Genomic DNA, 14,583 nt, shown 5'->3' with positions numbered 1-14,583 from the left:
CCCTTTTATTCCCGGATACTCACATAGACATTCACGGATAAAAAACGAAGGCCTCCCCGACAGCGGGGAGGCCTTCGTTTTTTATCCGTAGGTTTCTCTTACAAAGCGAGGAACTCGGTCGTTCCGAACAGTTTCGAGAACTCGACGTCCTTGGTAGCCTGAGCCTTCATAGCGGGATCTTTGGCGATAGCGCTCTTCAGGTTGGCAACAGCGGAAGAAGAGTTACCTTCGCGCATAGCGATAACTGCTTTCAGGTAGTCGGCTTCAGCCGATTTTTCGTTCGACAGCAGCGATTTTGCTTTCGACAGGTTGCCGTTGAGAACTTCAGCGACTGCGAGGTTGTAACCGCTCAGCGCTTTGGCAGCCTCGGCATAGTTTCCTTCTGCCAGGTTAACCAGACCCATGTTGGCTTTCGAATCGGCCGTATTCAGAGCAGCGAAATATTTCTGAGCCGCAGCAGCGTCACCGCTCATCAGGGCTACGACGCCCAGGTTGTTGGTGATAGCGGCATCTTTGCTCATACCTGCAGCCTTTTCGAACAGGGCTTTAGCCTGAGAAACTTTACCGGCACGCGCATAAACCACACCTGCGTTGTTGTAACCGCGAACGCTGTTGTATTTGGTAGCGGCAGCCTGGTAAGCTTTCAGCTGGGCAGCGGCATCGTCGGTCAACGTAGCGGCATACAGCATCTCTTCTTCGCTCAGTACGTCGATGTTCGAAGCGGCAGCTTCTTTGATCTCGGCATCGGTGCGGCCTTCGATATCCACATCGGCGATCAGCTTCGTACGACGCAACTGCGGCAGGATTTCCTTAGCCAGCACATCGAATACGGAAGTCATGTTCTTGATCTCTTCGTCGCGTTTCACCGGATTGTCGTACATGGCCAGAACCTGCAGAATCAGGTCTTTGTCTTTGATGTCCGAAGCAGAAACCAGTTCTTTGAAACCTTCCCAGTCTTCACCGTAAGCGGCGATATCGTATTTCGGGTTTACGCTTTCGAGCGTTTTGCTGATGGCTTTCTGACCGCTTTCGCTACGAGCCTTCGACAGTTCGTCGTTGAACTTAACCGGGCCGTCGGGAGAAGCGTAACCTTTTGCATATACGTTACCCAGCGTAGCGCGATCCTTGTCCGAGTACTCTTTTACGAAAGCTTCGAACATCTTCACCTGATCCTTGGTCAACTCGCCCGGACGAACGTTCGATTTGTTGATCAGGTACATGATTTCGGCATTCTGAGAAATGGTGGTCACTCTCTTGAAGTTGTCGGGCATGATCGACAGGTAAGCGGCATTGTCAGCCAGAGCCTGGATGGTGCTTACGCCTTCGGCAACCGGGATGGCTGCAAACGGAGTAAATTCCTTGCGTTTTTTGCAGCCTTTTGAGCACTTCGACTCGATACGCAGTTCGAGGGTCGAAAGTTTAGCGCGTTCGTCGTACGGGAACGACACGGCCTGCGTATAGGAACCGCCGGTCTTGTAAGGAATAACGGTGTAGTTATCCTTTACTTTTTCACCCTGGATGAATTTGGGAGTACCTACCAACTCTCCGCCTTCGAATACCAGAACCGGAGTAACCTTCAGTACGGCTTTCTTGTTGAAGTACTTAGCAGGGAAATCAACACGTACGTCCGTAACGACGTTGCTACCCTTCAGGGTCAGCACGGCAGGCGTTGCAGACACACTCACTCTGTCCACTTTTTTCAACATCTTGTTGTAGCAATTACAGCTGGCTAGCAGTATTGCTAAAGAAGCGAGCATGAAACTTTTTACTAAACTTTTCATAATCAGTGCTTTAAAAATTAATTAATTGTTTATCTCTGGTTTTAATCTATTAATCCTCAACGCCATAGTTGATATCCGCAAAAATAAGAATATATTTTAAATAACAATTAAAAAATCGACTTATTTTTGAACCCGATACCTCCCCTGGGTAGGATATCAGTCATCAAACTATTGTTTATCAGACTTTAAAAGAGCTTTTTTCGAAAGTTTCAGCTTGCCATTTTTAGGATCAACACCGATCAGTTTGACTTCGATCATATCGCCCTCCTTCAGGCCGGTTTCTTCCATCGTTTCGAAACGTTTGTTGGCGATTTCGGAGATGTGCAGCAGACCGTCTTTGCCCGGCATGATCTCCACAAATGCGCCGAAAGCGACGATCGAACGAATCTTTCCCCGGTAAATTTCGCCGACTTCCGGAATCGCCACGATCCCTTTGATACGGGCCATAGCCGCTTCGAGAGCCTCCTTGTTTTCGCCGAAAATGTCCACGTATCCCTTTTCGTCCTTTTCGGTGATCGTAATCGTCGTGCCGGTCGTCTTCTGAATCTCCTGAATCACTTTGCCTCCCGGGCCGATCACCGCACCGATAAATTCCTGCGGGATCACGATCTGCTCGATCCGCGGAACGAACGGTTTGAGTTCGGCGCGCGGTTCGGATATCGTTTCAAGTATCTTGCCAAGAATGTGCATACGGCCCTGTTTGGCCTGTTCGAGCGCATTGGCCAGCACTTCGTACGAAAGACCGTCCACCTTGATGTCCATCTGAGTAGCGGTAATACCGTCTTTGGTACCGGTCACCTTGAAGTCCATGTCGCCGAGGTGGTCTTCATCGCCCAAGATATCGGACAGCACGGCGTATTTTCCGGTTTTGGCGTCGGTAATCAGCCCCATGGCGATCCCGGAAACCGGTTTCTTGATCTTCACCCCGGCATCCATCAGCGCCAGCGTTCCGGCACACACGGTAGCCATCGAGGACGAACCGTTGGATTCCAGAATATCGGATACGACGCGAACGGCGTACGGATTCTCTTCGCCCACCGGTACCATCGGCTTCAGCGCGCGCCATGCCAGGTTGCCATGGCCGATCTCGCGACGCGACAGGCCGCGTGCGGGACGCGCTTCGCCGGTCGAGAACGGCGGGAAGTTATAATGCAGCACGAACTGTTCGGTGCCTTTCACGAGCACGTCGTCGATCTGCTTCTCATCGAGTTTCGTCCCGAGCGTTACAGTCGTCAGCGACTGGGTTTCGCCGCGCGTGAAAACAGCCGAACCGTGCGCCGCGGGCAGGTAATCCACCTCGCACCAGATCGGACGGATCTCGGTGGTCTTACGGCCGTCCAGACGTATCCCCTCGTCGAGAATCATGTTGCGCATCGCTTTTTTCAGCACGTCATCGTGGAAATAACGCTTGATCAATGCGCCTTTTTCCGCCAGGAATTCTTCGCTGAATTGCGCTTCGAATTCGGCTTCCAGCGCATCGAATTTCTCCGAACGCTCGTGTTTCGCAGTCATCGACTTCGCGATCTCGTAAGCTTTGTCGTACGTGGCGGCGATCACCTGTTGGCGCAATTCCTCGTCGTTGCTTTCGTGGCAGTAGGTGCGTTTCACGTCCTTACCCAACTCTTTTGAAAGTTCGATCTGCGCGGCACAGTGCTTTTTGATCTCTTCATGAGCGAATTTGATGGCGTCGAGCATGACCGCTTCGGACACCTCTTTCATCTCGCCTTCGACCATCAGGATGTTGTCGATCGTAGCGCCCACCATGATGTCCAGATCGGCGTCGGCGTTCTGCGAGAACGTCGGATTGATCACGAACTCCCCGTTGATCCGCGACACGCGCACCTCGGAAATCGGGCCGCCGAACGGAACGTCCGAAACGGCCAGCGCAGCCGACGCGGCCAGCCCGGCCAGCGCATCGGGCATGATATCTTTATCGGCGGAAATCAAGTTGACGGTAACGAATACTTCCGCATGGAAATCGGAAGGGAACAGCGGCCGCAGCGCGCGGTCGATCAAACGCGATACGAGAATTTCGTAATCCGACGCACGGCCTTCCCGTTTCAGGAACCCGCCGGGGAAACGACCGCAGGATGCGTATTTTTCCTTGTATTCGACCGACAGCGGCATAAAATCGCAGTCGTCCTTAGCCTCTTTGGCTGCCGTCACCGTGGCGAGCAACATGGTGTTGCCCTGTTTGACAACAACCGAACCGTCGGCTTGTTTTGCTAATTTTCCGGTTTCGATGATTATCTCGCGACCTCCGCTCAATGAAATCACCTTTTGTGTTGCATTATACATGTTTTTATCCTTCTAAGTGTCTATGAAAAACTAAATTCAACGGGCAATCCGCACTCTCCGAAAAAGAACCGTTTTAATGAGAATAAAGCTGCCCTACGAGAGGGCAGCCTATTCCGTCGGTAACCCGGAAAATTACTTCCTGAGTTCCAGAGCTTTTACTACGGCTCTATATCTTTCAATATCAACCTTTTTCAAATAATCAAGAAGCTGACGGCGTTTTCCGACCAGACGCAGCAGCGAGCGCTGCGTACCGAAGTCTTTCTTGTTTTTTTTGAGGTGCTCGGTGAGGTGGTTGATACGGTAAGAAAATAACGCTACCTGGCTCTCGGGAGAACCGGTGTCGGTATTAGACTTTCCGTAGGTTGCAAAAAGCTCCTGCTTTTTGTCTGCATTTAAATAACCCATTGTTTTGAATTTAAAAGGTTTGTATTCCGCCTTGGCTACCCTCCTTCCTCAAAAGAGAGTCTTCTCAAAGCGACTGCAAATCTAACGTTTTTTTACGAAGCAACCAACTAATAATCAAAGAAAGATCGCATTTTTTACAGAAAATCCGTTTTCGGCGACCGAGGGGAGATCGTTTCAGGATTCCGAAGGGTCTGAAAAGTCCTGTTTGCAATAGAGTTGCCCGTTCCCGACGCGTACGACCCGCACTTTTTCGCCCCGTCCGATAAAAAGTCCGTTTTCGGCGACCGCATCGTAATAAATCCCGTCGAGCACGATCTTTCCGGACGGACGCAGAACGGCGGTGACCGTCCCGGTGCGGCCGACCAGGCCGTCCTGCGGCAACCGGTGGCCGACATAACCCTGTTCGGGAGTCAGGTCGGTCGTCAGCACGATCCGGCTGCGCAACCGCGAATCGCCCGTCAAAAAGCGGCGGCCGAAATAAAGCGCGGCGACGAATGCCGCGACGGAACCGACGATAACGACCAGAAACGGCCGGACGATCCGCCCGGCGGACAGTTCTCCGGAAAAGACGTGCCGCAAAACATCGTTGTCAATCGCGGCGAACGCAAGCCCCGTCACAACCGCCACGATCCCGGCGATCCCCGCAATGCCGAACCCCGGCAGCACGAAAATCTCGACGGCGATCAGCAGCAGCCCGACGACAAAAAGGATCGGTTCCCAATTCTGCACCATCCCCTCGAGGTAAAGCGGCGAAAAATAAAGCACGGCTCCGAGCACGGCGGCAACCAGCGGGAAACCCACTCCGGGGGTCTGCAACTCGAAGTAGATCCCGCCGACGATCAGCATGATGAAAATTCCCTGCGCGAACGGGTTCATCAACCAGCCGAGCACGCGGTCGAGCGTCGTCGGATTGTATTCATAAAGCGTATAATCGACGACTCCGGCATTCGACAGCACCTCGGCGACCGAAACGGCCTTGCCTTCGCTGTAATGCCGGGCGAGGGCCTCGTCGGCCGTCAGCGTCAGGACGCCGACCGTCGTACTGTCCCCGGCGGTCGTCCCGACCATCGCTTCGGCGATCGCCGGATCGCGCCGCCAGCGCCAAACGGTATCCGTTCCGTCTACCCGCTCCACTACTTTGCCGTGGGCTTCGGCCGTCGACCGCATTGTCGCGCGCATGAAACTCTGGTACTTGTCCGGCATCGGCCGCCCCTGCTGATCGACCACCGACGCGGCGCCGATATTGCCGCCCGGACGAATGTAAATGCGATCGGCCGCCAGCGCGATCAACGCGCCGGCCGAAGCGGCCTGGTTGTCGATCCACACCCATACCGGAATCCGGGAATTGAGCAGCATCGTGCGGATCGAATCGGCCGCCGCGACGACTCCGCCGTACGTATTCATTTGGATAACCACCAGGTCGGCTCCCATCTCGTCCGCCTGCGCGAGGCATTTCCCGGTCAGCCGTTCGACCGACGGCATGATGTCTTCGCGGATCGGGAAGGTATAGACCAACTTCCGCCCCGTAGAATCGGCCGCGCGCCCGGAAAACGTCCCGAGCAACAGCGCCAAAACGATCCCGACATATTTCATCCGGTTTGTTCTCATAGGCATGAAGACTGTAAAATTCATATTTCGGACACTCCTAAAGCCATTTTTTCCACCGGAAAAACAGGTACGTAAGCGCCGACACGAGCACCATCAACCCCAGCGCGAACTCATAGCCGTACTGCCAGCGCAACTCCTGGATGCTCTCGAAATTCATTCCGTAGATGCTGGCGATCATCGTCGGAGGCATGAAAAACAGCGCGGCGACGGTAAAGATCTTGGTCACGTTACTCTGTTCGATATTAATCAGACCGAGCGCGGTATCCTGCATGTAGTCGAGCCGTTCGGAACTGAAATCGGCATGATTGATCAGCGAATTGACGTCCTTGATCATCAGTTGCAGCTTCGGATAGATGTCGTTCGGGAAACGTTCGCTGCGCAGGATGCCCGACAGGATACGCTGTCGGTCGAAGATGTTTTCGCGGATCAACATCGTATTCTCCTGCATGTGGCTGATCTGCTTGAGGGTTTCCTTGTCGATATGTTCGCTGAGGTTCATGTTTTTGCTCAGCGTGGCGATGTTTTTGGCCAGGGCTTCGACCAAGTCGGCATCGAAATCGATCCGCACCTCGAGGATCGAGATCAGCAGGTGGTAGCCGGTCGAGTAGGCCCGGTAGTTCATCTGCAGCCGTTTCGCGCTTTCGGTAAACGTCCTGAATTCGCTGGTGCGCACCGACACCAACACGCCTTCGGTAATGATGAACGAAACGGGCTCGATACTGAACGCCTCGGGATTCGGAATGAAAAAGTTCGAATTGCAGATGATCGCATTCTCGGTTTCCGAATATTTGGACGAACTCTCGATCTCCTCGACCTGCTGACGCGTCTGTAGGTTGATCTCCAAAAAGTTCTCCACGGCTTTCTGCTCTTTGATCGTCGGAGAAAGCAGGTCGATCCACAAAATATCGTCGTAACCGAGATCGTCGAAAAGCCTGACGTCCGCGTTGCGAACGATTTTGTTATATTGCTTCAGGTAAATAGTAATCATTGTTCTTGAGCTTTAGAGGGTGAATAGTCGGGTCGCTTCCGTCCCCTCCGGGGGCGCGTCAACCGGAAGTTCAACCGGGATTGATCGGAGGGTCGATCTTCCTGCCCTCCTGCCAGTAAAGCGCCGTCGCACGGCGCTTCTGCTCATCAAAAACAAAATCGATATTCCGCGTCAGGTAATCGTAAGCATAACTTCTGTCGCCGTAACCGTAACAAGCGATCGCTTCGGGAATGTGCCGGACGCCGTAATCGAGCGCCTCGGCGAGCCGTTCGACGGTCCGGTCGTCCACGCCGGAACGCGCCACCCACGCCGCGAAAGCGAAAGGAAGCCCCGTCATTTCACGCCATGCGTCGGCCAGATCGTAACGATACCGGAACTTTTCCTCATGGTCGAACACCTTGTCGCCGATGATCAAATACCCCGTCCGCGGCTGCGGAGCGTTCAGTGCAGAGAAATCTTTCAGTTCTTTCCATTCGGGACGGATCCCCCACAACTTCGACGCGAGGATGCGCACCAATCTCACCGAAGTCAGCGAATGGCTGTCGAGATAAATCGTATCGAGCCGATCCAGCGGAGAATCAGCCGCCAACACCACCGTGCGAACCGAACAGCTCGCACCGATGCAGAACGGCGTAACGATGCGGATATCGGGAATCGACGGGACGGCCGCTACGGGAATCAGCGCGATTTCCGCGCCGCCGTCGCGCAACAGGGAAGCGCATCCCCGGGGCGGGGAGAGCAAAAGATCGGCATACAGGTCAATTCCCGCATGCTCGATACCATATATAAAAGGTATGGTATTGAGGTAAGATACCGCAACTATTCGGTTCCGCATCATCATCCATACAGCTTCAAAATTCGTTGAACAATATCCGCACCGCCTTCAAACGGGTGCGGGTCAGGCTGTTGGCAGAGTGCTTTCTCGGTGACAAACCACTTTCCCGTGACGCGAAGGTAACCAAAAAACGGCAATGTACAAGGCGCGGCGACAAAAAAAAGAGACGCCGTCCGCAATGGACGGCGTCTCGGGGTCGAAACGGACGGACGGTTAGCATTGAACTTTGCCGGCCGATCCCAGTACATTAATCAGTTTGTGTTCGTACAATTTTTTCAGGCTTTCGCGGGCCGGGCCCAGGTATTTGCGCGGGTCAAACTCGGCCGGCTTGGTAGCCAGCACTTCACGAACGGCAGCGGTCATCGCCAGACGGCCGTCGGAGTCGATGTTGATCTTGCAAACGGCGCTTTCGGCAGCCTTGCGGAGCTGTTCTTCGGGAATACCGATCGCATCTTTCAGCGCGCCGCCGTATTTGTTGATAACGGCGACCAGATCCTGCGGAACCGACGAAGATCCGTGCAACACGATCGGGAAGCCAGGAATGCGCTTTTCGATCTCCTGAAGAATATCGAAACGCAACGGGGGCGGAACCAGAACGCCGTTGGCGTCGCGGGTGCACTGCTCCGGCGTAAATTTATTGGCGCCGTGCGACGTTCCGATCGAGATAGCCAGCGAATCGACGCCGGTACGCGATACGAAATCGACTACCTGGTCGGGTTCGGTGTAGGTGTGGTGTTCGGCCTTCACATCGTCCTCGATACCGGCCAGTACGCCGAGCTCGCCTTCGACGGTCACGTCGAACTGGTGCGCATAGTCGACCACTTTCTTGGTCAGCGCGATATTCTCTTCGTAGGGCAGGTGCGAACCGTCGATCATCACCGACGAGAAACCCATGTCGATGCACGACTTGCAGAGTTCGAACGAATCGCCGTGGTCGAGGTGCAGCACGATCTGCGGATGAGCGCAACCCAGTTCCTTGGCATATTCCACCGCACCCTGAGCCATATAACGAAGCAGGGTCTGATTGGCATACTTACGGGCACCGCTCGACACCTGCAGGATCACCGGCGATTTCGTTTCGACGGTAGCCTGAATAATGGCCTGCATCTGCTCCATGTTGTTGAAGTTGAATGCAGCGATGGCGTATTTGCCCTCGATGGCCTTTTTAAACATCTCTCTCGTGTTCACAAGACCCAAATCTTTGTAATTTACCATGACAACTTATTTTTAGGTTAACAAATTCGGAAATTCTCCGTTTACGGCGGCCGCCTCGCAACGTCGTTGCGCCGACCGTCCGTCCGGCGCAATCGCATCCGGACGCTTTCCCGGTCGATTCCGTCCGATCCGGGTTTCAAATTTAATCATTTTCCGGCGCAATCCGACGAGTTTCGTAAAAAAATTTAAAATTCCCGTTCGCCGAATCCGCAGCGGACTTACAACCGGGCACGCAGCAATTTGCCCTCGTCCTCGTAACCCGGCTTGCCGAGCAGCGCGAACATATTCTTCTTGTACGCCTCCACGCCCGGCTGATCGAACGGATTGACGCCCAACGTATAACCGCTGATACCGCATGATTTTTCGAAGAAGTAGAGCAGGGCGCCGAGGTAGTACTCGTTCAACTCGGGAATTTCGATCCGGATATTCGGCACGCCGCCGTCCACGTGGGCCAGCATCGTCCCCATCTCGGCCATCAGATTCACTTCGCCGATCCGTTTGCCGGCCAGGTAGTTCAGTCCGTCCAGGTTATCCGGATCGGAATCGATCTTCAGACTGTGCCGCGGCTTTTCGACGCTGATAACCGTCTCTATCAGCGTGCGTTCGCCCTGTTGGATATACTGTCCCATCGAGTGCAGGTCGGCGGTCAGCGTCACGCTGGCCGGGAAGATACCTTTGCCTTCTTTCCCTTCGCTCTCCCCGTAAAGCTGCTTCCACCATTCGGACACGTACTGGAGCCTCGGATCGTAGCTGGCCAGTATCTCGATCTTATACCCCTTTTTGTACAACGCGTTCCGCGCAGCCGCATACTGAACGGCCGGATTTTCGTCGAACGGAACGTCGGCAGCCGTCATTTTCGCCATATCCTGCGCGCCGCGCACCAATTCGCCGATGTTGATTCCGGCAACGGCCAGCGGCAGCAAGCCGACCGGCGTCAGCACCGAATAGCGTCCGCCGATGTCGTCCGGAATCACGAACGTAGCGTAGCCCTCCTGCGTGGCCAGCGTCCGCAGTGCGCCGCGTTTGGCATCGGTCACGGCAACGATCCGTTTGGCGGCTTCCGCTTTGCCATAACGGGTCTCGATCTCCTCTTTGACGATCCGGAAAGCAACGGCCGGCTCGGTCGTCGTCCCGGACTTGGAGATCACGATGGCAGCCAGCTTGTACGGCTTCGTAGCGGCCAGCAGCTCATACAGATAGTCCTCGCTGAGATTCTGCCCGGCGAACAGCACGATCGGCTTATCCTGTTTCTTGTGCAGCAGTTGGAACGGATCGCTCATGGCTTCCAGCACGGCTTTCGCCCCGAGGTAAGAGCCCCCGATCCCGATCACCACGATCACTTCGGCCAGCGAAGCCAGCGATTTCGCGCAATCGTTAACGGCGTCCAGTTGGGCGGGGGTAATCTGCTCGGGCAGGTCCACCCACCCCAGAAAATCGTTCCCGTCGCCGCTGCCGTCGGACAACATGCGGTTCGACACTTCGACCCGTTCTTTTATCAATTCGAGATCCACGGGTTCGAGAATCCCGTAGATTTTGTCGATAGAAACTTTAATAATACTCATGATAATTATGTTTTGATGGATTTTACATGCCTTTACAGCAGCCGTCCGGTCAACCGGCCGACCGAGACCGACGGCGAAGCGCCGTCATAGAGAACGTCGTACACCATCCGCGCAATCGGCATATCCACGCCGCGCTGCCGGTTGATTTTCATAATGCATTCGGCCGCGTAATACCCTTCGGCCACCATGCTCATCTCCATCTGCGCCGAATGCACCGAATAGCCCTTGCCGATCATCAGTCCGAACCGACGGTTGCGACTGAACTGCGAATAGGAAGTAACCAACAGGTCGCCCAGATAAGCCGATGCGAACGTATTCCGGTTGCTGGGATAAGTCTGCGACATGAAACGCGACATCTCCATCGCCCCGTTCGAAATCAGCACGGCCAGAAAATTATCCCCGTAACCGAGGCCGACCGCGATCCCGACCGCAATCGCATAAATATTTTTCAGCACGGAAGCATATTCTATGCCGTATATGTCGGTCGAATGACCGACGTTTATATAATCGGTCCGAATTTTATCGCCCAGGATGCGCGAGTTTTCGAGCGTCTTGCAAACGACCGTCAGGTAGGAGAGCCGTTCGAGCGCCACCTCTTCGGCATGGCACGGGCCGGACACGATCCCGATCTGATCGAACGGAACGTCGTACCGGCGGTTGACGTACTCGGCCACCGTGATCAGATCGTCGGGAACGATGCCTTTGATCGCAGAGACGATGAATTTATCGCCGAGCGGTTCGGTCAGGGGTTCGAGCGTCGTTTTCAGGTAAACGGACGGAGCTGCCAGCACGACGATCTCCGCATCGCGCGCCACCTCGTCGAGACTGTCCGACAGGTGCAGGCTCCCCGGATCGAAACGGACGTCCCGCAGGTAGCGCGGGTTGGTCCCGTGCTTACGCACATGCTCCAGGACATCCCGGTTGCGGATGTACCAGCCGACGTTCCGTTCGTTTTCGAGAAGTATCTTGACCAGAGCCGTAGCCCAACTGCCGTGACCGACCACCGCACACCGCGCGTTCCGATCGATGTTGTACGCCATGATTTTATTCGCTTTCAAACCACAAATTTACAAATTATTTAAAATTTTCGCTATTCCGGAGCCGTTTTATCCGGAAACAGCCGCATAAATCGCACCCGGAACCGCAACGCCACCGCCCGGCGACCAAAAACTTCATTTTACGGACCGTCCGCCGCACCGGCAAAACGGCCGGAAACAAAAAAAAGAGACACAATCCATTTTTTGAAGTATAAACTCAAGCTGTAAACTCTTTTTTTGTATCTTTGTACGATTGATAAATACTAAACCATACAAGACGGTGAAAAAGATAAAAGGAGCACTTATTTCGGTCTACTACAAAGACGGCCTGGAACAGATTGTCAGAAAATTAGCGGAGGACGGCGTAACGATCTATTCGACCGGCGGAACCCTTTCGTTCATCGAGGGACTCGGTCTGAAAGCCGTGTCGGTCGAGAGCCTGACGGGGTATCCGTCGATCCTCGGCGGACGCGTGAAAACGCTCCATCCGAAAGTTTTCGGAGGGATCCTCTCCCGCCGCGACAATCCGCAGGACGCCGAACAGACCGCTCAATACGAGATCCCGGAAATCGACGCGGTGATCGTCGACCTCTATCCCTTCGAACAAACCGTCGCTTCGGGGGCCGAAGAGCAGGCCGTGATCGAAAAAATCGACATCGGGGGCATCTCGCTGATCCGCGCCGCAGCGAAAAACTTCAAGGACGTGGTGATCGTACCGTCGGTCGACCAATACGCCGAATTCTACGAAATCATTACCGCCCAACAATGCGCTACGACGCTCGAACAGCGCCGTCGTTTCGCAGCCTATGCGTTCGACGTCAGCTCGCACTACGATTCGGCCATCTTCAACTATTTCAACCGCCAAGAACAGATCGGCTCGTTCAAGCTGAGTTTCAACGGCGGAACGCCGCTGCGCTACGGGGAGAATCCCCACCAGTCGGCCGTCTTCTACGGCGACCTCGAACGACTGTTCGACAAACTGCACGGCAAGGACATCTCGTACAACAACATGCTCGACATCGACGCGGCGATCAACCTGATCGAAGAGTTCGACGAACCGACCTTCGTAATCATGAAACACAACAACGCCTGCGGCGTGGCGACGCGCCCGACGCTGTCCGAAGCGTGGAAAGACGCGCTGGCCGGCGACCCGGTTTCGGCTTTCGGCGGCGTGCTGATCTGTAACCGCGAAGTGGATGCGACGACCGCCGAAGAGATCAACAAGCTTTTCTTCGAAGTGATCCTGGCGCCCTCGTACACCGACGAGGCGCTCGCCGTCCTGGAATGCAAGAAAAACCGCATCATTCTGCGGCTGAAAGATACGACGCGCTGTCCGAAACAGTTCCGTTCGCTGCTGAACGGCGTAGCGGTGCAGGATCGCGACCTGAAAGTCGGAGGCGTAGACGGCGAACCGCGCTACGCGACCGAGAAACAGGCCGCGCCCGAACAGCTCAAAGACTTGATCTTCGCGAACAAGATCGTAAAACATTCCAAGAGCAACGCGATCGTACTGGCCAAGGCCGGTATGCTGATCGCCAGCGGCATCGGCCAAACCTCGCGCGTGGATGCGCTGAAACAGGCCATCGCGAAAGCCAAAAGTTTCGGGTTCGACCTGACGGGGGCCGTGATGGCGTCGGATGCGTTCTTCCCGTTCGGCGACTGCGTCGAAATCGCCCACAAGGAGGGCATCGACGCCGTGATTCAGCCGGGCGGCTCGGTACGCGACCAGGAGAGCATCGACTACTGCAACGCGAACGGCATGGCAATGTTGTTCACCGGTCTCAGACATTTCAAGCACTAACAAACCCTCTCACTATAAAGACCTAACGATTATGGGCTTATTTTCATTGACACAGGAGTTGGCCATCGACCTCGGCACGGCCAACACGATCATAATCAGCAACGGGAAAATCGTCGTGGACGAGCCGTCGATCGTGGCGCTCGACCAGCATACCGGCAAGGCGATGGCGATCGGCAAAAAAGCGCGCCAGATGCACGGCAAAACCCATCAGAATATCAAGACGGTACGCCCGTTGAAAGACGGCGTGATCGCCGATTTCAACGCCGCGGAGATCATGCTGCGCGGTCTGATCAAAATGGTCAAGAGCAACGGACGGCTGTTCAGTCCGTCGCTGAAAATGGTGATCTGCATCCCGTCCGGCTCGACCAACGTGGAGATCCGGGCCGTGCGCGATTCGGCCGAACACGCCGGCGGCCGCGAAGTGTATATGATCTACGAACCGATGGCCGCCGCGCTCGGCGCCGGACTCGACGTCGAAGCCCCCGAAGGCAACATGGTAGTCGACATCGGAGGCGGTACGACCGAAATCGCTTGCATCTCGCTCGGAGGAATCGTCTGCAGCGAGAGTATCAACGTTGCCGGAGACGTCTTTACCGAAGACATACAGACCTATATCCGTCAGCAGCACAACATGCGCATCGGCGAACGGACGGCCGAGGACATCAAGATCGCGGTCGGGGCAGCGCTGTCGGAATTGGAGGAAGAGCCTGAAGACTTCGAAGTGACGGGGCCGAACATCCTGACGTCGTTGCCGTCGGTACTGAGCGTCTCGTACAGCGAAATGGCCTACGCGCTCGAAAAATCGCTCGTCAAAATCGACGCGGCAATTATGAAGGTACTCGAAATGGTTCCGCCCGAATTGTATGCCGACATCGCCCGAAACGGGATTTACCTCGCCGGCGGCGGAGCGTTGCTCAAAGGGCTCGACCGGAGGCTGTCCGAGAAAACCAATATCCCGTTCCACATCGCCGAAGACCCGCTGCGCGCCGTAGCGCGGGGCACGGGCATTGCGCTGAAGAACATCGGACGTTTTTCGTTCTTGATGCGATAACC

Annotated in this window: 11 protein-coding genes; 2 read left to right on the top strand and 9 right to left on the bottom strand. The window is 55.0% G+C overall.

Features of this window, described 5'->3' with window-relative positions:
• Positions 1 to 98: 98 nt before the first annotated feature.
• From PGR91_RS03095 to PGR91_RS03055, 9 genes are all read right to left on the bottom strand, one after another.
• The gene (locus PGR91_RS03095) at positions 99 to 1,685 is read right to left on the bottom strand and encodes a tetratricopeptide repeat protein (protein WP_228385731.1); all 1,587 of its coding nucleotides are present in this window, start codon (positions 1,683 to 1,685) and stop codon (positions 99 to 101) included.
• A gap of 264 nt (positions 1,686 to 1,949) precedes the next feature.
• Positions 1,950 to 4,079 carry a polyribonucleotide nucleotidyltransferase gene (gene pnp / locus PGR91_RS03090; protein ID WP_101573554.1) on the bottom strand — a complete coding sequence of 710 codons (2,130 nt, stop codon included), beginning with the start codon at positions 4,077 to 4,079 and terminating at the stop codon, positions 1,950 to 1,952.
• A gap of 132 nt (positions 4,080 to 4,211) precedes the next feature.
• Positions 4,212 to 4,484, bottom strand: a complete 273-nt coding sequence (rpsO, locus tag PGR91_RS03085; RefSeq protein WP_055203075.1) for a 30S ribosomal protein S15 — start codon at positions 4,482 to 4,484, stop codon at positions 4,212 to 4,214.
• Positions 4,485 to 4,658: 174 nt separating this feature from the next.
• On the bottom strand, positions 4,659 to 6,098 hold the full coding sequence (locus PGR91_RS03080; protein WP_259336705.1) for an NfeD family protein: 1,440 nt from the start codon (positions 6,096 to 6,098) through the stop codon (positions 4,659 to 4,661).
• Positions 6,099 to 6,129: 31 nt separating this feature from the next.
• Entirely contained in the window at positions 6,130 to 7,080 is a 951-nt protein-coding gene (locus PGR91_RS03075; protein ID WP_055203071.1) for a CorA family divalent cation transporter, read from the bottom strand.
• 70 nt (positions 7,081 to 7,150) lie between these two features.
• Positions 7,151 to 7,921, bottom strand: a complete 771-nt coding sequence (locus tag PGR91_RS03070) for a menaquinone biosynthetic enzyme MqnA/MqnD family protein (RefSeq protein WP_118655625.1) — start codon at positions 7,919 to 7,921, stop codon at positions 7,151 to 7,153.
• Between the two features lie 207 nt (positions 7,922 to 8,128).
• On the bottom strand, positions 8,129 to 9,130 hold the full coding sequence (locus tag PGR91_RS03065) for a class II fructose-bisphosphate aldolase (RefSeq protein ID WP_055203068.1): 1,002 nt from the start codon (positions 9,128 to 9,130) through the stop codon (positions 8,129 to 8,131).
• 218 nt (positions 9,131 to 9,348) lie between these two features.
• Positions 9,349 to 10,692: a glucose-6-phosphate isomerase gene (locus PGR91_RS03060; RefSeq protein WP_101573560.1), complete on the bottom strand. Its 1,344-nt coding sequence runs from the start codon at positions 10,690 to 10,692 to the stop codon at positions 9,349 to 9,351.
• A gap of 32 nt (positions 10,693 to 10,724) precedes the next feature.
• Positions 10,725 to 11,732 (bottom strand): NAD(P)H-dependent glycerol-3-phosphate dehydrogenase, encoded by a 1,008-nt coding sequence (locus PGR91_RS03055; RefSeq protein WP_055203583.1) that lies wholly within the window; start codon positions 11,730 to 11,732, stop codon positions 10,725 to 10,727.
• 277 nt (positions 11,733 to 12,009) lie between these two features.
• Between PGR91_RS03055 and purH the strand changes: the two genes are divergently transcribed.
• Entirely contained in the window at positions 12,010 to 13,530 is a 1,521-nt protein-coding gene (gene purH / locus PGR91_RS03050; RefSeq protein WP_055203582.1) for a bifunctional phosphoribosylaminoimidazolecarboxamide formyltransferase/IMP cyclohydrolase, read from the top strand.
• Between the two features lie 31 nt (positions 13,531 to 13,561).
• Positions 13,562 to 14,581: a rod shape-determining protein gene (locus tag PGR91_RS03045; RefSeq protein WP_055203064.1), complete on the top strand. Its 1,020-nt coding sequence runs from the start codon at positions 13,562 to 13,564 to the stop codon at positions 14,579 to 14,581.
• Positions 14,582 to 14,583: the final 2 nt, after the last annotated feature.

The sequence above is a fragment of the Candidatus Alistipes pullistercoris genome (genome assembly GCF_027665465.1).
In the GTDB taxonomy this organism is placed as follows: domain Bacteria; phylum Bacteroidota; class Bacteroidia; order Bacteroidales; family Rikenellaceae; genus Alistipes_A; species Alistipes_A hominis.
The sequence above is the reverse complement of the archived record's forward strand: the minus strand, read 5'-3'. Positions and strand labels throughout refer to the sequence as shown.

Coding starts and splice junctions, on each gene's coding strand:
- pnp (WP_101573554.1), bottom strand. CDS start 4,079: ATGTATAATGCAACACAAAAGGTGATTTCATTGAGCGGAGGTCGCGAG.
- rpsO (WP_055203075.1), bottom strand. CDS start 4,484: ATGGGTTATTTAAATGCAGACAAAAAGCAGGAGCTTTTTGCAACCTAC.
- PGR91_RS03080 (WP_259336705.1), bottom strand. CDS start 6,098: ATGCCTATGAGAACAAACCGGATGAAATATGTCGGGATCGTTTTGGCG.
- PGR91_RS03075 (WP_055203071.1), bottom strand. CDS start 7,080: ATGATTACTATTTACCTGAAGCAATATAACAAAATCGTTCGCAACGCG.
- PGR91_RS03070 (WP_118655625.1), bottom strand. CDS start 7,921: ATGATGATGCGGAACCGAATAGTTGCGGTATCTTACCTCAATACCATA.
- PGR91_RS03065 (WP_055203068.1), bottom strand. CDS start 9,130: ATGGTAAATTACAAAGATTTGGGTCTTGTGAACACGAGAGAGATGTTT.
- PGR91_RS03060 (WP_101573560.1), bottom strand. CDS start 10,692: ATGAGTATTATTAAAGTTTCTATCGACAAAATCTACGGGATTCTCGAA.
- PGR91_RS03055 (WP_055203583.1), bottom strand. CDS start 11,732: ATGGCGTACAACATCGATCGGAACGCGCGGTGTGCGGTGGTCGGTCAC.
- PGR91_RS03045 (WP_055203064.1), top strand. CDS start 13,562: ATGGGCTTATTTTCATTGACACAGGAGTTGGCCATCGACCTCGGCACG.